The organism is Delftia sp. Lp-1 (assembly GCF_020523835.1).
GTDB classification, from domain to species: domain Bacteria; phylum Pseudomonadota; class Gammaproteobacteria; order Burkholderiales; family Burkholderiaceae_C; genus Comamonas; species Comamonas acidovorans.
The window spans coordinates 753,036-778,259 of the sequence record NZ_JAJALJ010000002.1 but is presented as its reverse complement, the minus strand read 5'-3'; the positions used below and the strand labels follow the sequence as shown (position 1 = coordinate 778,259).

Genomic DNA, 25,224 nt, shown 5'->3' with positions numbered 1-25,224 from the left:
CAGGCCTTACTTTCACTTCCACAGCTGCGCAGATACGGCTGTCCGCATGGCGGCGCACGTGGTCGCCGCTGCTGGCCGGCTGCGCGCTGGGCATGGCCCTGCTCATGCCCGGCCTGGCTGGAGGCGCCGACATGGTGCTGGCCACGCGCGTCACGGCCGTTGCAAAGCCCTGGCTCACGCCCGCGCACCGCCAGTGGCTGCAGGCGCGCGGGCCGCTGACCGTGGGCATTTCCCTGCCCGACCATCCTCCCCTGGAAATGATCGATGGCGAGCGCTTCCAGGGCATCACGGCCGACCACCTGGGCCTGCTGTTTCCCACGCCGGTGCGCTTCAAGACCTATGGATCGCGCGTGGCCGTGCTAGATGCGCTGCGGCGCGGCGAGATCGACCTGGCCTGCGAGGGCACCGAGCTGGAGGCCGAACGCGCCGACCTGGCCCTGAGCGTGCCCTACCTGCCCAGCCAGCCCGTGCTGGTGTCGCTCTCGCATGCGCCCTTCGACGCGGAGCGCCGGGGCGCGCGGCTGGCCATGACGCCCAACCAGCTGCTGCGCTCCCAGGTTGCGGCCGCCTATCCTCTCAGCGAGCTGCTGACCTATGAAACACCCCGCCGCGCGCTGGAGGCGCTGAGCCTGGGCGAGATCGACGGCTTCGTCGGCGACACGGTCACGGTGCACTACCTGATCCAGGCCAACTACCTGCTCAACCTGCGCGTGCAGGGCTTTGCCCCCATAGAGAGCCGAGGCTTCGGCATGCTGGTGCGGCATAACGATACGCAGTTGAAGGCCTATCTGGACCAGGCCCTGCCCACCATCACCTTGCAGCATGGCGACGACATTCTGCACAGCTGGAGCGGCAGCCGCCGTCCGCTGCTGGGAAGCGACCGCGTGGCCCTGACACCCTCGGAAAAGCAGTGGCTGGATGCCCATCCCCGCATTCCCGTGGTGCTCAACAGCTCCCTGGGATCGCTGGGAAAGCTGAATGCCGACCGCCAGGCCGAAGGCATAGGACCCGACTACCTGGACCTGATCAGCCACCGCGCCGGCCTGCAGTTCGACTACGTGACCGCACGCAACTACACCGAACTCGAGGCCATTCTGGGCTCGGGCAAGGCCCTGCTCACCCCCGTCTACACCTCGCCGCCGATTGCATCGCCCGATATCAAGCTGCTGCCGCCCTACCTGCGCAGCGCGGTGGTGGTGATGGCCCGGCCCGAGGCGAATGCGGGCACACAGCGTGACAAGGGCATACACCACCTGCAGGGACTGGAGGGCAAGCGCGTGGCCATGGTGGCTGGCTTCTTCCTGGAAGACACGGTGCGCCGCGAGCATCCGCGCATACGGCTGCAGCTGTATCCCGACCTGGCCCAGGCCCTGGCCAGCGTGGCGGCCGATGACAGCGATGCCTTCGTCGGCAACGACTACGCAGCGCGCTATGCCAACGCCCAGCAATTGGGCAACCAGTTGCAGCTCACCGGCATCCTGGAGGACTACACCCGCCCCGTGAGCCTGGCCGTGCATGCCGCCGAGCCCGAGCTTCTGAGCATTCTGGAGAAGGCCCAGCTGTCCATCTCACCCGAAGAAATGGCCGAAATCGTGCGCCTGTGGGCACCGCGCGATAGCGGCAGCGGCACGCGCTTTTGGCGCGAGCACCGCCAGCGCCTGCTGCTGCTGCTGGCAGCGCTGGCGCTGGCCACGGCCACCTCCCTGGTCTGGGGCTTTTACCTGAGCCGCCAGATGCGCAGGACGCGCCGTGCCGAGCGGCGCGCCGAGGCCGCCAACCGGGCCAAAAGCCTGTTCCTGTCCACCACCAGCCACGAGATACGCACGCCGCTGAGCGCCATCATCGGCCTGCTGGAGCTGGCGCAGGACCGCGAAAAACTCGGCCTGCCCCACCGCGATACGCTGGCCGCGGCCCACAAGGCCTCCCAGGGCATGCTGCTGCTGCTGGGCAATGTGCTGGACCTGCACCGCATCGAGTCGGGCCACATCGACTCCACGCCCCAGCCCGTGGCGCTGCGGCCGCTGATCGAAGACATGGCCCCGCTGCTGCAGGGCCTGGCGCACGGCAAGCGGCTGTCGCTGCGCACCCAGGTTGGCAAGGGCGTGGACCACAGCGTGACGGCCGACCCGCTGCACCTCAAGCAGGTGCTGTTCAACCTGCTGAGCAATGCCATCAAATTCACCGAACGCGGCAGCGTCACCCTGCGCGCGCAAGGCACCCGCCGCCATGACCGCCTGCTGCTGCAGATGGAGGTGGAGGACACCGGCATCGGCATTGCGCCGCAGGACCAGGCCCGGCTGTTCAAGCCCTTTTCGCAGGTGCCGGGAGCCCATCAGGACCAGGCCTTCGGCAGCGGCCTGGGCCTGAGCATCACGCGCCGCCTGCTGGAGCACATGGGTGGGACCATCACCCTGGAGAGCGTGCCGGGCCGGGGCTCACGCTTCACGGTCAGGTTGAGCCTGCCGCTGGTGGAGCCGGACGACAGGCCGTCGGCCGAAGAAGTATTGCCCCGGATCATGCCCGCGCCCCTGGAGCTGCGTGCAAAGGCCGATACAGGTACCGAGCCCCTGCCCGAAGTCCCAGCCGAGCCTGAACTCAGAATCCTGGCCGTGGAAGACTATCTGTTCAATCGCGAGCTGCTCAAGAGCCAGTTCACCGCGCTGGGCCACGGCATCTCGCTGGCCGGCGATGGGCAGGAGGCCTGGGCGCGTTGCCTGGTCGAGTCCTTTGATCTCATCATCACCGACGGCCGCATGCCGATCATGGACGGCTTCGAGTTCATCCGGCGCCTGCGTCGGCGGGAAGCCGAAAACCAGCTGCGCCGCTGCCGCGTGATTGCGCTGACCGCCAGTCCCGAGGCCTCCGAGGCCCTGCGCTACCTGCAGGCCGGTGCCGACGAGGTGCTGTCCAAGCCGGCCTCCATGGAAGACCTCAGGCGCGTCATCGAGCAGGTGCGGGACGAGTTGCAGGGCAGCGCGCCCGGCACCTGGCATCGGCCACCGGCCGCACCCTCCACGCTCAGCCCGGCTTGACCGAGCTGCTGGCCGTCACGCGGCTTTGCTCGAAGCGCTGGGCCAGCTCGCGGCGCAGGTCCTTGCGGATCAGCGCGGCCTGCCAGCGGCGCTTTTCCTCGTCGGTGGCCGGCACCAGCGTGGGCACGGGCGCAGGTTGCTTGTTCTCGTCCACCGCCACCATGGTGAAAAAGCAGCTGTTGACATGGCGCACCACCTGGGTGCGGATGTCCTCGGCCACCACCTTGATGCCGATTTCCATCGACGACTTGCCCGTGTGGTTGACGCTGGCCAGGAAGGTCACCAGCTCGCCCACGTGGATGGGCTGCAGGAACATCACCTGGTCCACGCTCAGCGTGACCACATAGCGGCCCGCGTAGCGGCTGGCGCAGGCATAGGCCACCTGGTCGAGCTGCTTGAGAACGGCGCCGCCATGGACGTTGCCCGAAAAGTTCGCCATGTCGGGCGACATGAGCACGGTCATGCTCAGCTGGTGCGATGGGAAATTCATCGCTGGATTTTAGGTCCCCCCTGAGTCGCTGCGCGCCTTCCCCCAGAGGGGGACGACACCCTCGGTGCGGGGCGGCCCTTCCTCGGTGTCCCTGGCTTCAGGACACGCCAGTTTCACAGGGCACGCGAAGGGCTGGCACAAGTGCGCGAGAATGGGCGCCCTTTTGCCCCCCGAGTGACGTTTTTGTGACCTCTTCCCTCTCTTTCGACGCCATCGTCATCGGCGCCGGCGCGGCCGGTCTGTTCTGTGCGGCCCAGGCCGGACAGCGTGGCCTGTCGGTGCTGCTCCTGGACCACGCGGAGAAGGTGGCCGAGAAGATCCGCATCTCGGGCGGCGGCCGTTGCAACTTCACCAACCGCGATCTGGACGTGCGTGCGCCGCACAAGCACTTCGTGGGCGGCAACCCGCAGTTTTGCCGCTCGGCCCTGTCGCGCTACACGCCGTCCGACTTCATCGCGCTGATGGACAGGCACGGCATTGCCCACCATGAAAAGCACAAGGGCCAGCTGTTCGCCGACCGCTCGGCCGAGGACATCATCGCCATGCTGCTGGCCGAATGCCAGGCCGGCGGCGTGCAGCGCTGGCAGCCCTGCAAGGTCGATTCCGTCACGCATGCGGATGGCCAGTACCGCCTGCAGACCAGCCGTGGCGCCGTGCAGGCGCCCAGCCTGGTCATCGCCACGGGCGGGCTGTCCATTCCCAAGATCGGCGCCACCGACTTCGGCTACCGCCTGGCCCAGCAGTTCGACCTGCCCCTGGTCGAGCGCACGCCGGGCCTGGTGCCGCTGACCTTCGACGGCGATGCCTGGGCCCCCTACGCCCAGCTCGCCGGCCTGGCCCTTCCGGTCGAGATCAGCACCGGCAGCAAGAAGGAACGCATGGCCTTCCTGGAAGACCTGCTGTTCACGCACCGCGGCCTGTCCGGCCCCGCCGTGCTGCAGATCTCGAGCTACTGGAAGCCCGGCACGCCCCTGTGCATCAACCTCGCCCCCGAGGTGGACCTGCAGGACGAATTGCTCAAGGCCAAGTCGCGCTCGCGCAAGCTCATCGCCAACGAACTGGCGCAGTGGCTGCCCTCGCGCCTGGCCGATGCCTGGGTGCAGCAGGACGCGGCCTGGCAGCGCCCCATTGCCGAAGCCTCGGACAAGGCCCTGAACCAGCTGGCCGAGCGCCTGTCGCGCTGGGAGATCGTGCCCACCGGCACCGAAGGCTACAAGAAGGCCGAAGTGACGCTGGGCGGCGTGGACACGCGTGCGCTTTCGCAACAGACCATGGAATGCAAGACCCAGCCCGGCCTGTACTGCATCGGCGAAGTGGTGGACATCACCGGTTGGCTGGGCGGATACAACTTCCAATGGGCCTGGGCCAGCGGGTATGCGTGCGCGCAGGCCTTGCCTTGTGCGTGATTTGTCAGATCGCTTTCGTCTCGCGTATAATCGCCCGCTTTGCTGGCAATTGCCCCGTCGGCCAATACTAGTTAACTATTGACGGGGACCAACCGCTGAACATGGCTCTCAGGCCCGATCTTCCCGAGAACCCGCTGTCAGCACAGATATCTGGAAATCTAGCTAATGACCACCATCCGCGTAAAAGAAAACGAGCCCTATGAAGTTGCCCTGCGCCGCTTCAAGCGCACCATCGAAAAGCTCGGCCTGCTGACCGACCTGCGCGCTCGCGAGTTCTACGAGAAGCCCACATCCGAACGCAAGCGCAAGAAGGCTGCCGCCGTCAAGCGTCACTACAAGCGCGTTCGCAGCATGCAGCTGCCCAAGAAGCTGTACTGATCAGCTCTTGACCAGCCGGCTCTCGTCAGCCGCAAAACCCGCGCTCGGGACGCCAGGCGCGGGTTTTTTGTTTTTGTTTTTTGGTTTTTGTTTTCCGACGCCACTACCTCAGGAGAAATGCCATGAGCCTCAAGGCCCAGATCACCGAAGACATGAAGACCGCCATGCGCGCCAAGGACAGCGAACGCCTGGGCACCATCCGCCTGCTGCTGGCCGCGATGAAGCAAAAGGAAGTCGATGAGCGCGTCGAGCTCGACGACGCCGCCGTCATCGCCATCGTGGACAAGCTGATCAAGCAGCGCAAGGACAGCATCGCCGCCTTCGAGGGCGCGGGCCGCCAGGACCTGGCCGACAAGGAAAAGGCCGAAATGGCCGTGCTGACCGCCTACCTGCCCGCACGCATGTCGGCCGAGGAAGTGGCCACCGCCGTGAAGGCCATCGTGGCCGAGCTGGGCGCCTCCGGCCCCGGCGACATGGGCAAGGTCATGGGCGCGGTCAAGGCGCAGCTGGCTGGCAAGGCCGACATGGGCCAGGTGTCCGCTGCCGTCAAGGCCGCCCTGGCAGGTTGAGCCTGCTGCGGCAGCCGCGCCCTTTTCAGGACGCTGCTGCCGCCCATTCCTGCTGAAAGTGCTCCTGCAGGAATTCGACACAGACACGCACCTTGGCCGACAGCTGCAGCCGCGTCGGATAGACCGCCCAGACATTGGCCTCCTGCCGCCATTCGGGCAAAAGCTGCACCAGGCGCCCGGCCTGCAGATGGGCGCCCACATCCCACAGCGAGCGCAGCGCAATGCCGCGCCCGTCCACGGCCCACTGCACCACCATCTCGCCGTTGTTGGCCGACAGCGGCCCCGTGACCTTCACCGATTGCTCGGCAGCGCCCGCGCGCAGCCGCCACACGCCAAAGGCCTGGTCGCGCTCCTTGATGGCCAGGCAGTCGTGGGCCGACAGCTCGGCCGGCGTGCGCGGCGTGCCACGACGCGCCAGATAGGCAGGCGCCGCACACAGCACGCGGTGGTTGTCGGCCAGCCGCCGCGCAATCAGGTGGGGCGCAATCTCGTCGCCCACGCGCACATCCAGATCGAAGCCCTCCCCCGCCACATCCACCAGCCGGTCGAACACATCCAGCCGCACCTGCAGCCCCGGATGGCGCTCCACCAGCCGGGACAGCGCCGGCGCGATCACATGCCGCCCGAAGCCGAAGCTGCTGCTCACGCGCAGCAGGCCGCGCGGCTCGCTGCGCGTGATGGCCACCTCCTGCATCAGCTGATCCATGTCGTCGAGGATGCGCTGCGCCCAGTGGAATACGCGCTCGCCCTCCTCGGTCACGGCCACGCGGCGCGTGGTGCGGTGCAGCAGCTTCACGCCCAACTCCTGCTCCAGCAGGCGGATGCGCTTGCTCACATAGGCGGGCGATGCACCCAATTCCTCGGCCGCAGCGGCAAAGCCGGATTTGCGAGCCACCACGGTGAAGACACGCAGGTCTTCGGGAGCCGGTTGTTTATTCACGATCTGTAAACAATGGAACCACAGTTGGCCGATTGTATTTAGCCCTGGCGCAGCCAACAATGCCATGCATGCGGCCAGGCTGTCAGCGGCGCCGCTTCATATCCATCCATTCGATCCAAGGACAGACACCATGCAAGACACATTCAAGATCGCCGTCATCGCCGGTGACGGCATTGGCAAGGAAGTCATGCCCGAAGGCCTGCGCACGCTGGAGGCCACCGCCAGCCGCTTTGCGATCAAGCTCGAATTCCACCATTTCGACTGGGCCCACTGCGACTACTACCTGGCCCACGGAAAAATGATGCCCGACGACTGGAAGGCGCAACTCTCCGGCATGGACGCCATCTTCTTCGGCGCCGTGGGCTGGCCTGCCACCGTGCCCGACCATGTCTCGCTGTGGGGCTCGCTGCTCAAGTTCCGCCGCGAGTTCGACCAGTACATCAACCTGCGTCCCGTGCGCCTGTTCGAAGGCGTGCCCTGCCCGCTGGCCGGCCGCAAGCCCGGCGACATCGACTACTACGTGGTGCGCGAGAACACCGAAGGCGAATACACCTCGCTGGGCGGCATCATGTACGAGGGCACGGACCGCGAGATCGTGATCCAGGAATCGGTCTACTCGCGCAAGGGTGCCGAGCGCCTGCTCAAGTACGCCTTCGACCTGGCCCAAAGCCGCGAGCGCAAGCACGTCACCCTGGCCACCAAGAGCAACGGCATCGCCATCAGCATGCCCTGGTGGGACCAGCGCGCCGAGGACGTGGCCAAGGCCTACCCGGACGTCACGCTGGACAAGCAGCACATCGACATCCTGACCGCGCGCTTCGTGCTGCAGCCGGGCCGCTTCGACGTGGTGGCCGCCACCAACCTGTTCGGCGACATCCTCAGCGACCTGGGACCGGCCACCACGGGCACCATCGGCCTGGCCCCCTCGGCCAACCTCAACCCCGACCGCAGCTTCCCCAGCCTGTTCGAGCCCGTGCACGGCTCGGCGCCCGACATCTACGGCAAGAACATCGCCAACCCCATCGCCATGGTCTGGTCGGCGGCGCTGATGCTGGACTTCCTGACCCACGGCCAGGGCGCAGGCCGCGCGGCGCACGACGCCATCGTCTCGGCCATCGAGGAAGTCATCAAGAACGGCCCCCGCACGCCCGACCTGGGCGGCACGGCCAGCACCACCGAAGTGGGCCAGGCCATCGCCCGGCGCATCGCTGCCGCCTGAGGCGCCACGCCGGGGTTCTCATGCCGCCCGGCAGCCCGGCCTACCGGCCCATGCGGCCCCTGCGCAGCCTGCCGGCCCCCATCCCGGCCGCCAGCAGGCTCAGCATGACCAGCGCCACGGTGTGCAGGGCCGGCACAGGTGTGGGCACCGGCGCCGCCACCACGGCCTGTGTGAAGCCCTGGCTCATCGGGGCGTGGACTGCATCCCCGCTGTAGTCGACCACAAGGCCGTGGGATCCGGCCGCCACGGGCAGCCGGACCGTGATGCTGGCGGCGCCGCCAACCAGGGGAGCCGACCCCAGCTGCGCCCCGTTGTACGAGACCGTGATGCTGCCCGAGGGGAGCGCCGCCGCCATCGCCCGCAGCGCCCCCCGTCGGTCCTGTGCCCCGGTCACGGCCGACACGCTGATGGTCACATCGTCGCCGGGCCGGGAAGGGTTGGGGGTCGAGGTGATCGCCAGGGTGGTTGTGGCCTGGGCGATCTGCACGCTTTGCTGCTGCCTTGCCGCCACCTCGTAGTTCGCGTCGCCGGCCTGGTCGGCCAGGATGCGGCAGGGTCCCGGCGCAGTGAAGGAGACAGAACTGCCCGCGATGGTGCAATGGGCAGCCGTCGCCGCATCCACGGAGAACACCACCACCTTGCCGGAAGCCCCGCCCGTTGCTGCCACGGCATAGGTGTCGCCCACCTTGGCGGCCGCTGGCGCCACGGAAGTGAAGGCAATGGCCTGCGGGCCCTTGCCGATGCTCAAGGACAGGACTTGCCGGGCCGCAGGCAGATGGTTGGCATCCCCCTGTTGATCGGCGGCCAGCAGGCAGTTGTCCGTACCCGCCAGCCTGCCGGCCACCTCGGCACCGCTGACGGAGCACGCCGCCGGCGTCAGGGAGCTGAACTGCACGGCCTGGGACGAGCCACCGCCGGCGGCGCTCAGAGCCACCCGTGCATCCACGACCAGGGCCGCCGGCATGCTCCAGACGATGTTCTGCGCAGCAGGCTGCACCGTCACAGGGTAAGCCACCTCGGGGGCGGGACCATAGGTCGCATCGCCGCCCTGCCGGGCCGTCATCCTGCAAGTGCCTGCGGAATGGAAGCTGAACACCCCTGCGGCATCGACAGTGCAAACCTCTGGCGCAGATGCGGAAAACGTCACGGCCAGGCCGGAGGTAGCCGTTGCAACGGGCGTGAATGTCATGCCGAAGGTTTGCGCCGACGGCTGCGCAAAGTCGATGCTCTGCTCCAGCCTGAGCGTGGTGAAGGGCACGCTGGCCACATCCGGCTGCACGCGGCCTGCGCCATCCCTGGCGATGAAGTGCAGCCTGTAGGCCGTATTCACCGCCAGCCCCCCGATATCGATATCGTGGACCACGCCTGCCGTCATGCCGACCGGGGAGCCGCCGGCCTGCAGCGCGGCGGCATCCGGCGCCGCCGCGGCCGCAGCAAGTACCTGCCAGTAACCCGTGCCGTCCCGGTCCAGCGCCACGTGGGCCTTGGCCGTCACACCGCCCGCCTGCGGGTCGACGGCGGGAGGCAGACTGAAGACCGGGCGGCCCAGCACATAGCTGGCAAACCCATGGTTTTGTGTTGCATTCCACCCATCGGACAGGGATGACAGGCCCGCCCAGACCGCATTGGCGGGGATGGACGATGCGTCCATGGCAAGCAGGGTCTGGATGCCATCGAGCGAATAGTGGAAAACAGTACTGTCGATGGGACGCGGGAAGGAGGACCCCTCGATCTGAAAGGAGCTGATCGTGGCCCAGGCTGCCGCCGCAGGAATGTCCAGGGGGTTGGTAGTCTGCAGGATCTGGCCCTGGTAGCTGTATGTGTAGCGCTCGTTCCAGCTGTTGAGCGCCCAGCCGCCATCCCAGTAGTTGGAAGGGGTGGCCCAGTCCGCTGTGGCCGGTGGCGTGCCGCCTTGCTGCACCACACCGCCCACGCTGAACGTGTATTCGGTCACCATGCTCGTATACAAAGCGTTGGACTGCGTCTGGTAGCCCGTCATGACCAACCCCTGTGCTGGCGCGGCCACGGCAGCAGCGCAATGCAGGCCTGCTCCGAATACCGCCACCCACGGCATCATGGCCCTGGAAAATTCCGCCTGAAGGCGACTGCCTCGTTCTCTCACATGCACTCCCGTTTCAACTTGCTGTTCCTCTGGTCCATGCCGGGTGTACCGGCAATGCAGGAGCCTAGCGGCCGCACCTGCCCGCGCCTTGACTGCGCGTTGCGCTTTTCTTGACAGTGCGTCCCGCCCCCTGCGCAACGCGGGCTGCCGCGCCACGGTCCCGTCACCCGCCAGCACACTCCTGCTGCCCCCCGGGCCTGCAAAGCGGCGATGTGCCGGTCGACCGGGCCGTCGTCTGGGCGCGGAGATGGCGGCATTGCCCCCGCCGCAGGCCCCTGGCCAGCGAACAGGGCAAGATGGCCGACTGCGGCATTCGGGCCGCTCAGCAAAGCACGGAATCTCCATGAAGCACTACGACTACATCGTCATCGGCGGCGGCAGCGGCGGCATTGCATCGGCCAACCGCGCCGCCATGCACGGGCGCCACTGCGCACTGATCGAAGCCGGCGAGATCGGCGGCACCTGCGTCAACGTGGGCTGCGTGCCCAAGAAGGTCATGTGGCATGCGGCCCAGATCGGCGAGGCCATGCACCGCTACGGCCCCGACTACGGCTGGGATGCCACCGTCAACCGCCTGGACTGGCAGCGCCTGCTGGACAGCCGCAGCGCCTACATCGACCGCATCCATGCCTCGTATGAAAGCGGCCTGGCGCGCAACAAGGTCGAGCTGATCCAGGGCTTTGGCCGCTTCGTGGATGCGCGCACCGTGGAGGTGGGCGGCCAGCGGCTCAGTGCCGATCACATCCTCATCGCCACGGGCACGCGGCCGGCACGGCCCGACATTCCGGGCGCCGAGCTGGGCATCGACTCGGACGGCTTCTTCGCCCTCAAGGCCCTGCCTGCGCGCACGGCCGTGGTGGGTGCCGGCTATATCGCCGTGGAGATTGCCGGCGTGCTGCACGCGCTGGGATCGCAGACCCATCTGTTCCTGCGCCAGAACTCGGCACTGCGCGGGTTCGATCCGCTGCTGAGCCAGACCCTGATGGAGATCATGGAGGCCGAAGGCCCCGCAGTGCACCGCCAGGCCACCCCGAAGGCCGTGGTCCGCAACGCAGACGGCAGCCTGGACCTGCAACTGCAGGACGGCAGCAGCCACACCGTGGACTGCGTGGTCTGGGCCGTGGGCCGCAGGCCCGACACCTCGGGTCTGAACCTGGAGGCCGCGGGCGTGGCGCTGCAGGACAGCGGCCACATCGCGGTGGACAAGTTCCAGGACACCAATGTGCCCGGCATCCACGCCGTGGGCGACATCACGGGCCGCATCGAACTCACGCCCGTGGCCGTGGCCGCAGGCCGGCGCCTGTCCGAGCGCCTGTTCAACGGCAAGACCGGCGAGCACCTGGACTACGACAACGTACCCACCGTGGTCTTCAGCCACCCGCCCATCGGCACCGTGGGCCTGACCGAACCGCAGGCACGCGAGCGCTTTGGCGACGATCAGGTCAAGGTCTACCAATCGGCCTTCACCGCCATGTACACGGCCGTCACGCGCCACCGCCAGCCCGCGCGCATGAAGCTGGTCTGCGTGGGCCCCGAGGAACGCATCGTGGGCATACACGGCATCGGCCTGGGGATGGACGAGATGCTGCAGGGCTTTGCCGTGGCGCTCAAGATGGGCGCCACCAAGCGCGACTTCGACGACACCGTGGCCATCCACCCCACGGCGGCCGAGGAGTTCGTGACCATGCGCTGAACAGGCGCACCATCAGCACTCAGCGGTTGACCACGGCCTTGGGCAGGGCCAGCGTCAAGAGGCTGCCGGCCACCAGGCAGGCGGCGAACAGCAGCAGGCCTGCGCTCGACGAGTGCGTGAGATCCTTGAGCCAGCCCAGCAAATAGGTGGCCGCAAAGCCTCCCAGGTTGGCAATGGAGGCGATCAGCGCAATGCCTGCGGCCGCCGCCGGCCCCGTCAGGAACGTGGCGGGCAGGCACCAGAACACGGGAAAGGCTGCCATGATGCCCGCCGTCGCCAGAGAGAACAGCAGCACGGTGGCGAACACATGGCCGGTGTACAGCGTGCTCAGCGCCATGGCGGCCGCGCCCGCCAGTGCCGGCAGCACGATGTGCCAGCGCCGCTCGCGGCGCCGGTCGGAGCTGATGCCGTTGAGCAGCAGCGCAGCGATGGCAAAGGCATTGGGAACGGCCGTGAGCAGGCCGATCTCGGCCGTGCTCCTGACCCCCGCCTCGCGGATGATGGTGGGCAGCCAGAAGCTGATCGCATAGGTGGACATCATCAGGCTCAGGTCGATCATGCCCAGCAGCCAGACGCGGCCGCTGGACAGCGCCGCCCACAGCGAATGGTGGGACTCGGCCAGCCTGTCGCTGTCGAGGTTGGCGCGCAGCACGCCCTTGTCGCGCGGCGACAGCCATTGGGCCGACTCGATGCTGTTGGGCAGGTAGACGAAGACCAGCAGGCCCAGCACCACCGAGGGAATCGCCTCCAGGAAGAACAGCCACTGCCAGCCCGCATGGCCACGCACGCCGGCAAAGGCCGTCATGATCCAGCCCGACAGCGGCGCCCCGACCAGGCTGGCCAGCGGCAGGCCGATCAGGAACAGCGCCATGATCTTGCTGCGCATGCGCGTGGGATACCAGTAGGTCAGGTACAGCATGACGCCGGGAAAGAACCCCGCCTCGGCCACACCCAGCAGAAAGCGCAGCACATAGAACTGCATGGGCGTGCTCACGAACATGGTCGCGCCCGAGATCAGGCCCCAGGTGATCATGATCCGCGCGATCCACAGCCGCGCGCCCATGCGCGCCAGCACCAGGTTGCTGGGCACCTCGAAGAGGATGTAGCCCACGAAGAACAGGCCCGCACCCAGGCCGTAGACCGTCTCGCTGAAGCCCAGGTCCTGCTGCATCTGCAGCTTGGCCAGCCCCACGTTGATGCGGTCCAGATAGGCGGCCAGGTAGCACAGACAGAAGAAGGGCACGAGCCGCCACGTCACGCGCCCGTACAGCTGCCGCCGCTCCTTCTCCTGCTCCCGCAAATGGACCCCCTGCCCCTGCATACCGCCAATGCCTGCATTGCTGTGAACTGACATTTCAGCTCCTTGCTGTGTTGACCATTGCCACCGTTCATGGCCCTGCGTCGCCGCGTTGGCGCACTGCAGCCGGATCCGGCGGAAACATCTGTCTGCAGTGGAAATTTCAAGTGCCTACGCTCAATGCTACGCACGATAGTCAAAAACAAATCAAGTAGTTTCCCGATAGCAATCATCGATCAAGTCGCACAAAAATCCCTGCACGCAAGGGAAACAAGGGGCATCAACTCACGCAATGCCTTGGTGCTCCTTTGTAGTGAACCCGACTCAATTCAAGTGCATACGCTTTAAAAACACCGAACCCGCGGAATGACATCCGTGATCAGAACCGAGGAGACACCCCATGCCCAGACTGCATTCAAGGACAGGACACGCCATTGCCCTGGCCGCCCCGGCACTTGCCCTGCTCCATGCCATCGCCCCGCTGCCGGCGGGCGCGCAGGTCACGCTGCAGGGTCAGATCGATGCCTTCGCGGGGTTTTCGCGCCCGCTGGGCGCGGACAAGGGCACGGGCGTGCTCACGCCAGGCGGCATGCAGACGAATTTCTGGGCCTTGCGCGGAACGGAGGACCTGGGTTCTGGATTGAAGGCCGTGTTTGCACTGGAGGCCTTCTACCGCGCGGACAGCGGCTCCGAAGGGCGTTTTGCCAATGACGCCTTCTTTGCGCGCAGCGCCTATGTGGGACTGAGCAGCGGCTGGGGCACGCTGCAACTGGGGCGCAACACCACGCCCTACTGGCTGGCCACCATCGCCGTCAACCCGTATGCAGGGTCCTTTTCGTTCTCACCCGCGGTGCTGCACAGCTTCGGGCCCAACGGCACGGCCGCCGCGCCGCTGCGGGGCGACTCGGGCTGGAGTGACAGCCTGCTCTACACCAGCCCGTCCTGGGGCGGATTCACGGCACGGCTGCAGTATTCGTTCGAGCCGCCTGCCGGCACGCCCGCGTCCCAGCGCCGCGATGCGGACAAGTACGGCGCCAGCCTCGGCTATGCGGGCGGCGCATTCGCCGCCGCCCTCGCCTACCAGAACGTGGCCTATCCCAATGCCGCCACCACCGCTACCGCCACCGGCTTTGACCGCCAGAGCGCCTGGCTGCTGGGCGGCTCCTACGATCTGGGCATGGTCAAGCTGTTCGCCCAGTACCAGCGGCTGGCCGACACCGTGGCCGGCGCGGACCGCCGCAGGAACAGCGGCCAGTTCGGCCTTTCGATTCCCGCAGGCCCGGGCGCCGTGCTGGCCTCATATGGCCATGCGCGCACCTCGGGCGCCGAAGAGGCCAGGCGCAACACCTGGGCCGTGGGCTATGACTACCCCCTGTCCAAGCGCACGGACATCTACCTCAACAGCCTGCACGACCGCATCACGGGCACGGGCGCCGGCAGCGGCCAGACCTGGGGCCTGGGCCTGCGCCACTATTTCTGAGTCCTGGGCTGGGGCTGGGCCGGTGGCTGCTGCACCACGCGCAACACCGTCTCCACCATGTGGTCGCCCCAGCGCTGCAGCTCGGCCTGCTGCAGCAGCTCCTTGTCGAAGAAGGCGCTCAGCGTGTGGCGATTGGAGAGGTAGAAGTAGCCCAGTCCCATGACCGTGATGTAGAGATCGTCGATGTGCACATCGGGACGGAACAGGCCCTGGGCCATTCCCGATTCCACAGCCTTGCGCAGCAGCGTGATGGCGTTGGGAAAGAAGTCGCGTATGCCCGAGGCCTTCTTCAGGTGCTTGCCCTTGAGCAGGTTTTCGGTGTTGAGCAGGAAGATCAGCTCCGGGTGCTCCTGGTAGTAGCGCCACATGAAGCGCACCACGGCCTCCAGCGCAGCGCGCGGATCGTCGAAGTCCACCAGCAGCTTCGCCTCGGCCTCCACCAGCTTGCGGTAGGCGTTCTCCAGCACGGCGGCGAACAGCTTGTCCTTGCTGCCGTAGTGGTAGTAGAGAAGGCTCTCGTAGCACTTGGCCTGCTTGCCGATGCGCTGCACGCTGGCGCCGTCGTAGCCACTTCTGGCGAACTCGATCTCGGCCGCCAGCAAGATGGCCTCCTTGGTCGTCTTGCCGGTCTTGGCAGTCCGCTTGCGCCCCGCAGACGCCTTGGCAGGGGCCTTGGCAGGGGCCTTGGCAGGAGCCGACTTCGCAGCGGCTTTCCTGGCGGGCGCAGCCTTGCGCTTCGGGATGGCGGGAACTTCCTCGGGATCAGTGGTCATGGGCACGGCGTCAGGTGAAGGGGGCATTGCGTGGGCCATTCTAGGGAAAAACGCCATATTGAAATTGAGTGTTCACTCAAACAAAATTGATTGAACACTCAACAAGGAGAGCCCCCATGGAAACCTATGTACTCGATACCTGGTACCCGCTGACCTGGTCGCGCAACGTGGGCCGCCAGCTGTCGGCCCACCGCATCGTCGAACGCGACGTGGTGCTCTACCGCACCGAGGCCGGCGCCGTCGTGGCCATGGAGGACGCCTGCCCCCACCGCCTGCTGCCGCTGTCCATGGGCAAGCTCAAGGGCGATGCCATCGAATGCGGCTACCACGGCCTGACCTTCGACTGCACCGGCCGCTGCACGCGCGTGCCAGGCCAAGACATGATCCCGGGCAACGCCGTGGTGACCACCTATCCGGTCAAGGAGAACATGGGCCTGGTCTGGATCTGGATGGGCGATCCCTCGCGCGCCGACAGCGTGCCGGTGTTCGACCTGCCCCAGTACCACGACCCGGCGTGGAGCGCCGTCGAAGGCGATGCGCTGCGCATAGAGGCCAACTACCTGAACCTGGCCGACAACCTCTGCGACCCAGCCCATGTGAGCTTTGTTCACCTGAGCACGCTGGGCAACGCGGCCAGCGAGGACATCCCCGTGCACCACGAGGAGCTGGACGGCCGCATCGTCACCTGGCGCTGGATCATCGATGCGCCGGCCATTCCGCTGTTCGCCAAGTACGGCAATTTCAGCGGCAACGTGGACCGCTGGCACTACTACCACTACCACGCGCCCAGCATCGCCATCATCGACTTCGGCAGTGCCGCCACGGGCACGGGCGCACCCGAGGGCCGGCGCGACAACTGCATGCAGATCTATGCCTGCCACTTCATGACGCCCGTGGACCGGAACACCTCCATCGACCACTGGCTGCACGTCAAGAACTTCACGGCCGATGCCGACACCAATGCGGCCCTCTCTGCCGACTTCCGCGTCGCCTTCGCCGAGGACAAGGCCATCCTCGAAGCCATAGAGCGCAACGAAAAGCGCTTTGCCACGCGCAAGACCATCAAGATCGCCATCGATGCGGCCCCCCGGCGCATGCGCCGCATGGTGGATCGCATGATCGAGGGCGCGCCCACGGGCGGCTGAGGAGCGGGCCATGCACGACGACACCCACCCGCCCCTCCCGCCCATCGGCTGCAACGGCCGTGGCGTGCAGCGCTCCTCGCGCCACCAGCCCATCGGCCTTCAGGAGCTGCCCATACGCGAGCAGTTCCGCCTGGTCAGTGAAACCGGCGCCTTCGACTGCTTCGACCGCCTGCCTCTGCGCACGCAAATGGCCGAGTACGAGGCCGCCATCGCCGAGTTCAACCTGCCCGTGCACACGGCCAGCTGGTTCTACCGCCTGGGCGAGGACGAGGCCCTGCTGGCCCACAACCTGCGCATCTGCCAGGCCATAGGCGCGCGCTGCCACAACATCATGACCTTCAAGCACCACCGCGACGGCCATGTGCTGGACGATGCCGAGATCACCGACCACTACCTGCGCGTCTACGACGACGCCATGTCTCTGGGCGTGGAGCCCAGCTTCGAGCTGCACGTCAACATGTGGACCGAGGATTTCCTGCGCGTACGCGAGGTGGCCCGGCGCGTGCAGGCGCATGGCGTGCCCTTCCACTTCACGCTGGACTACAGCCATGTGAACTTCAAGATCGGCAACCCGGCCGAGCAGGAACTGTCGGGCGTGCGCGAACTGGTCGAGAGCGGCGAACTGGTGCTGGACCCCTTCGAGCCCGGCTCGCTGTGCGAACAATGGCTGGACATGGGCATCGTGCGCTGGGCCCAGCTGCGCGCAGCCGGCCCCAACCAGCCCCTGAACCTGTGGCACCGCAACGAGGACGGCAGGCCGGGCCGGGGCATCCAGTACCCCATGCTGCGGCCCGGCCCCGGCGAATGGCATTCGCCCTGGCACGCCTACCTGCTGGAGCCCTCCAAGGAGGCCATCCGCAAGGTGCTGGCCTACCACCACGCGCACCCGCACAGCCCGCTGCGCCACCTCACCACCGAATTCATCAACCTGCCCGACTACGGCCTGGGCGCACGCTATGACCTGCTGGCGCAGAACGTGGCGGCCGCACGCTTCATGCGGCAAGCCTGGGACGAGATCTGCGCCCGCCCCGCAGTCCAGGCCTCGTGCAAAGGTGCATCATGACCCCCGCACAACACGCCCAAGGGCACGCCGTCATCATCGGCGCCGGGCATGCCGGCGGCACCCTGGCCGCCCTGCTGCGCCAGTACGGCCACCCGGGTCCCATCACCCTGGTCGGCGGCGAAGACCTGCCGCCCTACCAGCGCCCGCCGCTGTCCAAGGCCTGGCTGCAGCAGGCCATGGGCCCGGACGATCTGCTGCTGCGGCCCGCCAGCGCCTATGCCGACCAGGCCATTGCCCTGCGCCTGGGCGTGCGCGCCATGGCCATAGAGCCGGGCTCGCGGCAGGTAGCGCTGAACGATGGGTCGGCACTGCACTACGACCACCTGGTCATTGCCACAGGCGCCGCACCGCGCTGGCTGGCCCTGCCCGGGGGTGAGCGGCCCGGCGTGACCTACCTGCGCACCATGGAAGACGCGCAGGCGCTGCGGGGCCACCTGCAGACCGCCCGCTGCCTGGCCATCATCGGCGGCGGCTATGTGGGTCTCGAAGTCGCGTCCACGGCCCGCAAGCTGGGGGTGCAGGTCCGGGTCATCGAGCGCGAAGGCAGGCTGTTGTCGCGCAGCGCCTCGTCGCAGATGGCCGCACATCTGCACGGCCTGCATGCAGGCCAGGGCGTGGAGGTGCATTTCAACGCCTCGGTCACCGCCATCCAGGGCGACAGCCCCACCGGCATCACGGGCCTGAGGATGGCCGATGGCTCCCGCCTGGAGTGCGATGCCGTGCTCATCGGCGTGGGCGCAGCGCCCAGCGTGGAGCTGGCGCAGTCCCTCGGCCTGGACTGCGCGGGCGGCATTGCCGTGGACGGCGAAGGCCGTACCGCCATGGCCGGCATCTACGCCATAGGCGATGCCACGCGCCGCCCCCTGGCCGGCTACCCCGGGCTGCACCGGCTCGAAAGCGTGCCCAGCGCGCTCGAACAGGCCCGGCGCGCAGCCTGCGCCATCACGGGCCGCGCACTGCCCGCCCATGAAGCGCCCTGGTTCTGGTCCGATCAGTACGACACCAAGCTGCAGATCGCCGGCCTGCCCGGCCATGGCGACCAGACCGTGCTGCGCGGCGACCCGGCCAGCGGCAGGTTCGCCGTCCTGCACCTGCGCGGTGGCCAGCTGTGCGCCGCCGAATGCGTGAACTCACCGGGCGAATTCATGGCAGCGCGCAAGGCCATCGCCGCCACGCACTGCGCCGACCCCGGTTTCCCGCCCCTCCCCCCCAAAGCCCCACCCACGCCATGACCACCATCACCTTCATAGAACACAGCGGCCGCGAGTACGTGGTACAGGCCACGGACGGCCAGAGCCTCATGCGCGCCGCCGTCTCCAACGGCGTGCCGGGCATCGATGCCGAATGCGGCGGCGCCTGTGCCTGCGCCACCTGCCATGTCTACATACAACCGGAGTGGCTGGACCGCGTGGGCCCGGCCCAGGGCGGCGAAAGGGAGATGCTGGACTTCGCCCTCGACGTGCGCGGAGACTCGCGGCTGGCCTGCCAGATCACGGTATCGCCACAGCTGAATGGGCTGGTGGTGGGCATGCCGGTGGCGCAGAGCTGACGCGGCATCCGGCCGGCCCCAGGCTCACTTCCGCTTCCACTTCCACTTCCCAAGACGATTTCAGCGCGACGCCAGGCCGTTCCCCACCGCCCGCAAACACTCCACCAGCAACCGCGTCGTCGCCGTCATCGGCTGGCCGCGCAGGGTGATCAGGCCCACGGGGGGCAGGTCGATGGGCACGGGCAGGTCCAGCACGGCGACCAGCCCCTGCTGCGCGAAATGCTGCGCCACGCCGCGCGCCATGAAGGCCACGGCGCCGCGCTGGTGCAGGAAGCTGATCTGCGATAGGAATGAGGCGGACTCCACCAGGTCGGCCGGCGGATGCAGGCCGTGGGCGAAGAACTGCTGCTCCAGCTTCACGCGCAGCGATGCCCAGGGCGGGGGCATGACGCAGGGCATGTCGGCCAGCGCCTGCCAGCTGGCAGGCTGCGCCAGCAGCGCATGGCCGGGGCGCACGACGGCGACCATGGGCTCGTCGTACAGGGCTTCGGTCTCCAGGTCGGGCGAGGCATAGCCGGGTTCGAGCCGGCCCACGAACAGGTCCAGCTCGCCCATGCGCAGCTTGGGCAGCAGCCGCGTGAGATCGCCCTCCTCGACCAGCACCGTGGTCTGGGCCGATCGCGCCTTCAACTGCTCGACGGCCCGGGCCAGCAGCACGGGCGTGGCCACCACCATGGCGCCCACGCTGGTGCGCCCGCGTGTGCCGCTGGCCTCGGCCGCCATTTCATCGCGCGTGCGTTCGAAGCCCGCCAGCACCGAGCGCGCAAAGCGCACCATGCTGACGCCGGCCGCCGTGGGCTCGGTGCCGCGCGTGGAGCGCTCGAACAGCGTCATGTCCAGCATGCGCTCGATCTCGGCCAGGGTCTTGGAGACGGCGGGCTGGGTCACGGCCAGGAACTCGGCGGCGCGGCCCAGGTGGCGGAACTGGTCCAGGGCCACCAGCAGCTGCAGATGGCGCAGCTTGAGGTTGGAGCGCAGCACGCGGTCTATCTTGCTCATGGAGTCTTCATAGCTTTGAGGTTATGAAGCCAGTCTATCTTTTCATTGGATTGTCATGATCAGGCGCTGAACAATCGCGCCAGTCAGCCCAAGGCCCGGATCACAGGGCTGCAAAAGCCAATACAGGAGACAAGCGATGAACACCCCACGCACACGCCATGCAAGCCGGCGCGAATTCGTGCTCGCCACGCTCGGCGCCAGCGCACTGGCAGCCACCGGACCTCTTTTCGCCCAGAACTGGCCCGAACGCCCCATCACCTTCATCTGCCCCTGGCCTGCGGGCGGCACGGCCGACCAGTCCATGCGAGCGCTGTGCACAGTGGCCGGCAAGCTTCTGGGCCAGCCGATCGCGGTGGAGAACCGTGCGGGCGCATCGGGAATGATCGGCGCCAAGGCGCTGGCCTCGGCCAGGGCGGACGGCTACACCATCGGCCAGATTCCCATCTCGGTCACGCGCTTTTCGCAACTGGGCAGCCTGCAGGCCGATCCGCGCAAGGACTACACCTACATCGCGCGTACCTCGGGCCAGACCTTCGGCATTGCCGTGCCCGCCAATTCGCCGTTCAAGACGCTCAAGGACTTCGTGGCCGCCGCCAAGGCCAGGCCCGGCCAGGTGACCTATGCCCATGCAGGCGTGGGCGGTGCCACGCATGTGGGCATGGAGGAATTTGCGGGCGTGGCCGGCATACAGCTCAACCATGTGCCCTACAAGGGCGGCGCCGAGGCACTGCAGGGCGTGCTGGGCGGCCATGTGGATGCGCTGGCCGACTCCAGCTCCTGGGCTCCCCATGTGGAGGCCGGCAAGCTGCGCCTGCTGGCCACCTGGGGCGAGCAGCGCACGGCGCGCTTCAAGGACGTGCCCACGCTGCGCGAATGCGGCTACGACGTGGTGGTCGATGCGCCCAACGGCATCGGCGCGCCGCGTGGCCTGGACCCGGCCGTGGCGGCCAGGCTGCGCGAGGCCTTCCGCGCCGCCGTGGCCAGCCCCGAGTTCAAGTCCGTGGCCGAGAAGCTGGATGCGCCGCTGCTCTACCTGGACGGCCCCGACTACGAGAAGTACGTGAACACGGTCTATCAAAAAGAGACCGTCTTGATCGACAAGCTCAAGCTGCGCGAATTGATGAAGGGCTGACAGCCCGCGAACCCACACCGATGAAAGCCCCGCATGTCCCGCATGTCCCGCACCGATAGCCCCCTGCTGCACCTGCATCCCAACGACAACGTGCTGGTCGCCAAGACCGCTCTGTCGCTGGGCCAGGAGATTCCCGAACTGGGCGTGCGCGCCCGCGCCCAGGTGCCTGCGGGCCACAAGATCGCCGCGCGCCGCATCGCAGAGGGCGAGCAGGTGAAGAAGTACGACACCGTGATCGGCGTGGCCATGCGCGAGCTGGAGGCCGGCGACTATGTGCACAGCCACAACCTGCGCATCGTGGACTACTACCGCGACCCGGCCTTCGGCGCCGATGTGCGGCCCGTGGACTATGTGCCCGAGGCGCAGCGCGCCAGCTTCCAGGGCTTTGTGCGCGCGGGCGGCGGCGTGGGCACGCGCAACTTCATCGGCATCCTGTCGTCGGTGAACTGCTCGGCCACGGTGATCAAGCGCATTGCCGCGCATTTCACGGCCGAGCGCATGGCGGCATTCCCCAACGTGGACGGCGTGGTGGCGTTTGCCCAGACCAGCGGCTGCGGCATGTCTTCGCCCAGCGAGCATTTCGACGTGCTGCGCCGCACGCTGGCCGGCTATGCGCGCCACCCGAATCTGGCCGGCGTGCTCATCGTGGGCCTGGGCTGCGAGCGCAACCAGGTCGATGCCCTGGTGCAGTCGCAGGGCCTGAGCGAAGGCCGGCTCATGCGCACCCTGGTGATGCAGGAGGTCGGCGGAACGCGCGTGACCATAGAGGCCGGCATCCGCGCCATCGAAGAGATGCTGCCCGAAGCCGATGCCGCGCGGCGCAGCACGGTCAGCGCCAGCCACCTGAAGATCGGGCTGGAGTGCGGCGGCTCGGACGGGTTTTCGGGCATCACGGCCAACCCGGCCCTGGGCGCGGCCATGGACATCCTGGTGCGCCACGGCGGCACGGCCATCCTGTCGGAAACGCCCGAGATCCATGGCGTGGAATTCATGCTCACGCGCCGCGCCATCACGCCTGCCGTGGGGCAGAAGCTGCTGGACCGCCTGGCCTGGTGGGAGCGCTACGCGGCCGGCCAGAACGCGCAGTTCAACGGCGTGGTCGGCCACGGCAACCAGGCCGGGGGCCTGGCCAACATCTTCGAGAAATCGCTGGGCTCGGCCATGAAGGGCGGCACCACGCCGCTGCGCGCCGTCTACGAATACGCCGAGCCCATCACCGAGCCGGGCTTCGTCTTCATGGATTCGCCGGGCTACGACCCCGTGGCCTCCACGGGCCAGATTGCCAGCGGTGCGCACCTGATCTGCTTCACCACGGGGCGCGGCTCCATGTTCGGCAGCAAGCCCGCGCCCACCATCAAGCTGGCCAGCAACACGCCCATGTACCGCCGTCTGGAAGAGGACATGGACATCAACTGCGGCCTGATCGTGGACGGCGAATGCGGCGTGCCCGAGATGGGGCAGCGCATCTTCGCGCAGATCCTGCGCCACGCCAGCGGCGAGCCCACCAAGAGCGAGGCCCTGGGCCTGGGCGACCATGAGTTCGTGCCCTGGCACCTGGGCATCGTGAGCTGAGCCGCCCCTTACAACACCTGCATCCACCGATTCCATGCCACTGACCCTGACCCGCCCCGAGCTGCTGCGCAGCGCCAACTTCATCGCCGGCCAATGGACGACTGCGACTGCGACGGCCACGCCCTCCGCCCCAACCCCACGCCTGGCAGTGACCGACCCCGCCACGGGCGCACTGATCACCGAGGTGCCCGACTCCGGCGCCGCCGAGGCCCGCGCCGCGCTGGACGCCGCGCATGCCGCCTTCCCCGCCTGGCGCAGGACGCCTGCCAAACAGCGCGCCGCCATCATCAAGCGCTGGAACGACCTGGTGCTGGCCCACCAGGACGACCTGGGCCGCCTCATCAGCCGCGAGCAGGGCAAGCCCCTGGCCGAGGGCAAGGGCGAGGTCGCCTACGCGGCAAGCTACATCGAATGGTTTGCCGAAGAGGCCACGCGCATGAACGGCGAGATCATTCCCGCACCCGCGCCGGGCCGGCGCATGTTTGCGCTGCGCGAGCCCGTGGGCGTGGTGGCCGCCATCACGCCCTGGAATTTTCCGGCCGCCATGATCGCCCGCAAGATCGCGCCCGCGCTGGCCGCCGGCTGCACCGTGGTCTGCAAGCCCGCGGAAGACACGCCGCTGACCTCGCTGGCCCTGGTGCTGCTGGCCCAGGAGGCGGGGGTGCCGGCCGGCGTACTCAACATCGTCACGGCCTCGCGCGAGAAGACGCCCGAGGTGGTGGATGTCTGGCTGGACGATGCGCGCGTGCGCAAGATCACCTTCACGGGCTCCACGCCCGTGGGCAAGCACCTGGCGCGGCGCAGCGCCGACACGCTCAAGAAGCTCTCGCTGGAGCTGGGCGGCAATGCGCCCTTCATCGTCTTCGAGGACGCCGACATCGATGCCGCCGTCGACGGCTTCATGGCCGCCAAGTTCCGCAATGGCGGCCAGACCTGTGTCTGCCCCAACCGCGTCTTCGTGCACCGCAGCGTGCACGACGTGTTTGCACAGAAGCTGGCCGCGCGCGTGGCCGCGCTGCACGTGGGCCCGGCCAGCGACCCGGCCTCGCAGATCGGCCCCATGATCAACGCGCGCGCCGTGGAAAAGATCGAGCGCCATGTGCAGGACGCCGTGGCGCGCGGCGCCAGGGTGCTCACGGGCGGCAGGCGCCTGGATGCCCTGGGTGCCAACTACTACGCGCCCACCGTGCTCACGGGCGCCGATGCCTCCATGGCCTGCGCCTGCGAGGAAACCTTCGGCCCCGTGGCGCCGCTCACCGTCTTCGACAGCGAGGACGAGGTCATCGCCGCCGCCAACGACACGCCCTTCGGCCTGGCCGCCTACTTCTACAGCAACGACGCGCGCCGCATCTGGCGCATGGCCGATGCATTGGAGACCGGCATCGTCGGCATCAACGAAGGCGCGCTGGCCGCCGAGGCAGCGCCCTTCGGCGGCGTCAAGGAGTCGGGCTACGGCCGCGAGGGCTCTACCCACGGCCTGGACGACTACCTGCACACCAAGTACGTCTGCCAGGGCCTGCTGGACTGAATCTTTCCCTCAACGAAACCACCGGACACCATGCCAGCCCATAACCCCTTCAAGACCGCCCTGGCCGCAGGCCAGCCCCGCATCGGCCTGTGGCTGTCCATGGCCGACCCCTACCTGGCCGAGGCCGCCGCCACCTGCGGCTATGACTGGCTGCTGATCGACGGCGAGCACGCGCCCAACGACGTGCGCAGCACCCTGGCCGCGCTGCAGGCCGTGGCCCCGCACCCGGCCCAGGCCGTGGTGCGCGTGGTCGAGGGCAGCACGGCCCTGATCAAGCAGATGCTGGACATAGGCGCCACCACCCTGCTCGTGCCCATGGTGGACACGGCCGAACAGGCGCGCGCCGTGGTGGCCGCCACGCGCTACCCGCCGCTGGGCGTGCGCGGCGTGGGCAGCGCCGTGGGCCGCGCATCGCAGTGGAGCGCACGCGCCGACTACCTGCAAGTGGCCGACGACGAGGTCTGCCTGCTGGTACAGGCCGAGACCGTGGCCGCGCTTCACAACCTTGAAGCCATCTGCGCGGTGGACGGCGTGCACGGCGTCTTCATCGGCCCCGCCGACCTGGCCGCCTCCATGGGCCACCGCGGCAACCCCGGCCACCCCGAAGTGCAGGCCGCCATCGAAGCCGCCATGAAGACCATCATCGCCAGCGGCAAAGCGGCCGGCACCCTGACTTCGGACCCCGCCCTGGCCCGCCGCTACCTGGACCTGGGCTGCAGCTTCGTGGCCGTGGGCGTGGATGTGCTGCTGTTTGCGAATGCGGCGCGCAGGCTGCGGGGGCAGTTCGGGGATTCGCCGGTGGCCACGCCTGCACAGCAGGCAGCTGCCGCCTATTGA

At 67.9% G+C, this 25,224-nt stretch carries 21 protein-coding genes; 15 read left to right on the top strand and 6 right to left on the bottom strand.

The window, feature by feature from the left end:
• Positions 1-92: 92 nt before the first annotated feature.
• Positions 93-3,032, top strand: a complete 2,940-nt coding sequence (locus LGR64_RS20285) for an ATP-binding protein (protein WP_096916879.1) — start codon at positions 93-95, stop codon at positions 3,030-3,032.
• Here the strand turns inward: LGR64_RS20285 and LGR64_RS20280 are convergent.
• Positions 3,019-3,522 (bottom strand): acyl-CoA thioesterase, encoded by a 504-nt coding sequence (locus tag LGR64_RS20280; protein WP_013803479.1) that lies wholly within the window; start codon positions 3,520-3,522, stop codon positions 3,019-3,021. The two genes, LGR64_RS20285 and LGR64_RS20280, sit on opposite strands and share 14 nt — an antisense overlap.
• A gap of 185 nt (positions 3,523-3,707) precedes the next feature.
• Between LGR64_RS20280 and LGR64_RS20275 the strand changes: the two genes are divergently transcribed.
• The 3 genes from LGR64_RS20275 to LGR64_RS20265 all read left to right on the top strand — a co-directional run bounded on the left by LGR64_RS20275 (position 3,708) and on the right by LGR64_RS20265 (position 5,875).
• Positions 3,708-4,928 (top strand): NAD(P)/FAD-dependent oxidoreductase, encoded by a 1,221-nt coding sequence (locus LGR64_RS20275; RefSeq protein WP_230356760.1) that lies wholly within the window; start codon positions 3,708-3,710, stop codon positions 4,926-4,928.
• Positions 4,929-5,093: 165 nt separating this feature from the next.
• The gene (rpsU, locus tag LGR64_RS20270) at positions 5,094-5,306 is read left to right on the top strand and encodes a 30S ribosomal protein S21 (RefSeq protein ID WP_012204283.1); all 213 of its coding nucleotides are present in this window, start codon (positions 5,094-5,096) and stop codon (positions 5,304-5,306) included.
• A 122-nt stretch (positions 5,307-5,428) separates the two neighbouring features.
• The gene (locus LGR64_RS20265) at positions 5,429-5,875 is read left to right on the top strand and encodes a GatB/YqeY domain-containing protein (RefSeq protein ID WP_012204282.1); all 447 of its coding nucleotides are present in this window, start codon (positions 5,429-5,431) and stop codon (positions 5,873-5,875) included.
• Positions 5,876-5,900: 25 nt separating this feature from the next.
• On the opposite strand, the gene LGR64_RS20260 is transcribed toward LGR64_RS20265, so the two are convergent.
• The gene (locus tag LGR64_RS20260) at positions 5,901-6,815 is read right to left on the bottom strand and encodes a LysR substrate-binding domain-containing protein (RefSeq protein WP_170962064.1); all 915 of its coding nucleotides are present in this window, start codon (positions 6,813-6,815) and stop codon (positions 5,901-5,903) included.
• A 130-nt stretch (positions 6,816-6,945) separates the two neighbouring features.
• Here LGR64_RS20260 and LGR64_RS20255 point away from each other — a divergent pair, with 130 nt between their 5' ends.
• The gene (locus LGR64_RS20255; protein ID WP_230356757.1) at positions 6,946-8,034 is read left to right on the top strand and encodes a tartrate dehydrogenase; all 1,089 of its coding nucleotides are present in this window, start codon (positions 6,946-6,948) and stop codon (positions 8,032-8,034) included.
• Positions 8,035-8,074: 40 nt separating this feature from the next.
• On the opposite strand, the gene LGR64_RS20250 is transcribed toward LGR64_RS20255, so the two are convergent.
• Positions 8,075-10,033 carry an Ig-like domain-containing protein gene (locus tag LGR64_RS20250; RefSeq protein ID WP_230356755.1) on the bottom strand — a complete coding sequence of 653 codons (1,959 nt, stop codon included), beginning with the start codon at positions 10,031-10,033 and terminating at the stop codon, positions 8,075-8,077.
• A 466-nt stretch (positions 10,034-10,499) separates the two neighbouring features.
• Here LGR64_RS20250 and gorA point away from each other — a divergent pair, with 466 nt between their 5' ends.
• The gene (gene gorA / locus LGR64_RS20245; RefSeq protein WP_071954757.1) at positions 10,500-11,849 is read left to right on the top strand and encodes a glutathione-disulfide reductase; all 1,350 of its coding nucleotides are present in this window, start codon (positions 10,500-10,502) and stop codon (positions 11,847-11,849) included.
• 19 nt (positions 11,850-11,868) lie between these two features.
• On the opposite strand, the gene LGR64_RS20240 is transcribed toward gorA, so the two are convergent.
• On the bottom strand, positions 11,869-13,203 hold the full coding sequence (locus LGR64_RS20240) for an MFS transporter (protein ID WP_013803487.1): 1,335 nt from the start codon (positions 13,201-13,203) through the stop codon (positions 11,869-11,871).
• 343 nt (positions 13,204-13,546) lie between these two features.
• On the opposite strand from LGR64_RS20240, the gene LGR64_RS20235 reads away from it, so the two are divergent.
• Positions 13,547-14,626, top strand: coding sequence for a porin (locus LGR64_RS20235; protein ID WP_230356753.1), 1,080 nt, complete (start codon positions 13,547-13,549; stop codon positions 14,624-14,626).
• Here LGR64_RS20235 and LGR64_RS20230 read toward each other — a convergent pair.
• A complete protein-coding gene (locus LGR64_RS20230) occupies positions 14,617-15,399 on the bottom strand; it encodes a TetR/AcrR family transcriptional regulator (RefSeq protein ID WP_185750875.1) in 783 nt (260 codons plus the stop codon). The genes LGR64_RS20235 and LGR64_RS20230 overlap by 10 nt on opposite strands.
• Positions 15,400-15,515: 116 nt before the next feature.
• On the opposite strand from LGR64_RS20230, the gene LGR64_RS20225 reads away from it, so the two are divergent.
• From LGR64_RS20225 to LGR64_RS20210, 4 genes are read left to right on the top strand one after another with little or no spacing between them, the layout of a single operon-like run.
• Complete coding sequence (locus LGR64_RS20225) at positions 15,516-16,544, top strand: aromatic ring-hydroxylating dioxygenase subunit alpha (protein ID WP_230356751.1); 1,029 nt, start codon at positions 15,516-15,518, stop codon at positions 16,542-16,544.
• Between the two features lie 10 nt (positions 16,545-16,554).
• Positions 16,555-17,607, top strand: a complete 1,053-nt coding sequence (locus tag LGR64_RS20220) for a xylose isomerase (protein WP_141829343.1) — start codon at positions 16,555-16,557, stop codon at positions 17,605-17,607.
• Positions 17,604-18,839: an NAD(P)/FAD-dependent oxidoreductase gene (locus tag LGR64_RS20215; protein WP_141829345.1), complete on the top strand. Its 1,236-nt coding sequence runs from the start codon at positions 17,604-17,606 to the stop codon at positions 18,837-18,839. The genes LGR64_RS20220 and LGR64_RS20215 overlap by 4 nt, the downstream gene beginning before the upstream one ends.
• Entirely contained in the window at positions 18,836-19,156 is a 321-nt protein-coding gene (locus LGR64_RS20210; protein ID WP_096915671.1) for a 2Fe-2S iron-sulfur cluster-binding protein, read from the top strand. Before LGR64_RS20215 ends, LGR64_RS20210 begins: the two co-directional genes overlap by 4 nt.
• A 60-nt stretch (positions 19,157-19,216) precedes the next feature.
• Here the strand turns inward: LGR64_RS20210 and LGR64_RS20205 are convergent, their stop codons facing one another.
• Positions 19,217-20,155, bottom strand: coding sequence for a LysR substrate-binding domain-containing protein (locus LGR64_RS20205; RefSeq protein ID WP_141829347.1), 939 nt, complete (start codon positions 20,153-20,155; stop codon positions 19,217-19,219).
• 136 nt (positions 20,156-20,291) lie between these two features.
• Here LGR64_RS20205 and LGR64_RS20200 point away from each other — a divergent pair, with 136 nt between their 5' ends.
• From LGR64_RS20200 to hpaI, 4 genes are read left to right on the top strand one after another with little or no spacing between them, the layout of a single operon-like run.
• Positions 20,292-21,287, top strand: a complete 996-nt coding sequence (locus tag LGR64_RS20200) for a Bug family tripartite tricarboxylate transporter substrate binding protein (RefSeq protein WP_034391410.1) — start codon at positions 20,292-20,294, stop codon at positions 21,285-21,287.
• 42 nt (positions 21,288-21,329) lie between these two features.
• On the top strand, positions 21,330-22,859 hold the full coding sequence (locus LGR64_RS20195) for a UxaA family hydrolase (RefSeq protein ID WP_141829349.1): 1,530 nt from the start codon (positions 21,330-21,332) through the stop codon (positions 22,857-22,859).
• A gap of 34 nt (positions 22,860-22,893) precedes the next feature.
• A complete protein-coding gene (locus LGR64_RS20190) occupies positions 22,894-24,387 on the top strand; it encodes an NAD-dependent succinate-semialdehyde dehydrogenase (protein WP_141829351.1) in 1,494 nt (497 codons plus the stop codon).
• A gap of 30 nt (positions 24,388-24,417) precedes the next feature.
• Complete coding sequence (gene hpaI / locus LGR64_RS20185) at positions 24,418-25,224, top strand: 4-hydroxy-2-oxoheptanedioate aldolase (protein WP_141829353.1); 807 nt, start codon at positions 24,418-24,420, stop codon at positions 25,222-25,224.

Excerpts from the sequence above, each read along its gene's own strand:
- LGR64_RS20190 (WP_141829351.1), top strand. The coding sequence starts at position 22,894 with ATGCCACTGACCCTGACCCGCCCCGAGCTGCTGCGCAGCGCCAACTTC.
- hpaI (WP_141829353.1), top strand. The coding sequence starts at position 24,418 with ATGCCAGCCCATAACCCCTTCAAGACCGCCCTGGCCGCAGGCCAGCCC.
- LGR64_RS20230 (WP_185750875.1), bottom strand. The coding sequence starts at position 15,399 with ATGACCACTGATCCCGAGGAAGTTCCCGCCATCCCGAAGCGCAAGGCT.
- LGR64_RS20265 (WP_012204282.1), top strand. The coding sequence starts at position 5,429 with ATGAGCCTCAAGGCCCAGATCACCGAAGACATGAAGACCGCCATGCGC.
- LGR64_RS20235 (WP_230356753.1), top strand. The coding sequence starts at position 13,547 with ATGCCCAGACTGCATTCAAGGACAGGACACGCCATTGCCCTGGCCGCC.
- LGR64_RS20210 (WP_096915671.1), top strand. The coding sequence starts at position 18,836 with ATGACCACCATCACCTTCATAGAACACAGCGGCCGCGAGTACGTGGTA.
- LGR64_RS20280 (WP_013803479.1), bottom strand. The coding sequence starts at position 3,522 with ATGAATTTCCCATCGCACCAGCTGAGCATGACCGTGCTCATGTCGCCC.
- LGR64_RS20215 (WP_141829345.1), top strand. The coding sequence starts at position 17,604 with ATGACCCCCGCACAACACGCCCAAGGGCACGCCGTCATCATCGGCGCC.
- LGR64_RS20195 (WP_141829349.1), top strand. The coding sequence starts at position 21,330 with ATGTCCCGCACCGATAGCCCCCTGCTGCACCTGCATCCCAACGACAAC.
- rpsU (WP_012204283.1), top strand. The coding sequence starts at position 5,094 with ATGACCACCATCCGCGTAAAAGAAAACGAGCCCTATGAAGTTGCCCTG.
- gorA (WP_071954757.1), top strand. The coding sequence starts at position 10,500 with ATGAAGCACTACGACTACATCGTCATCGGCGGCGGCAGCGGCGGCATT.
- LGR64_RS20255 (WP_230356757.1), top strand. The coding sequence starts at position 6,946 with ATGCAAGACACATTCAAGATCGCCGTCATCGCCGGTGACGGCATTGGC.
- LGR64_RS20225 (WP_230356751.1), top strand. The coding sequence starts at position 15,516 with ATGGAAACCTATGTACTCGATACCTGGTACCCGCTGACCTGGTCGCGC.
- LGR64_RS20285 (WP_096916879.1), top strand. The coding sequence starts at position 93 with ATGGCCCTGCTCATGCCCGGCCTGGCTGGAGGCGCCGACATGGTGCTG.
- LGR64_RS20205 (WP_141829347.1), bottom strand. The coding sequence starts at position 20,155 with ATGAGCAAGATAGACCGCGTGCTGCGCTCCAACCTCAAGCTGCGCCAT.
- LGR64_RS20200 (WP_034391410.1), top strand. The coding sequence starts at position 20,292 with ATGAACACCCCACGCACACGCCATGCAAGCCGGCGCGAATTCGTGCTC.
- LGR64_RS20240 (WP_013803487.1), bottom strand. The coding sequence starts at position 13,203 with ATGTCAGTTCACAGCAATGCAGGCATTGGCGGTATGCAGGGGCAGGGG.
- LGR64_RS20220 (WP_141829343.1), top strand. The coding sequence starts at position 16,555 with ATGCACGACGACACCCACCCGCCCCTCCCGCCCATCGGCTGCAACGGC.
- LGR64_RS20250 (WP_230356755.1), bottom strand. The coding sequence starts at position 10,033 with ATGACGGGCTACCAGACGCAGTCCAACGCTTTGTATACGAGCATGGTG.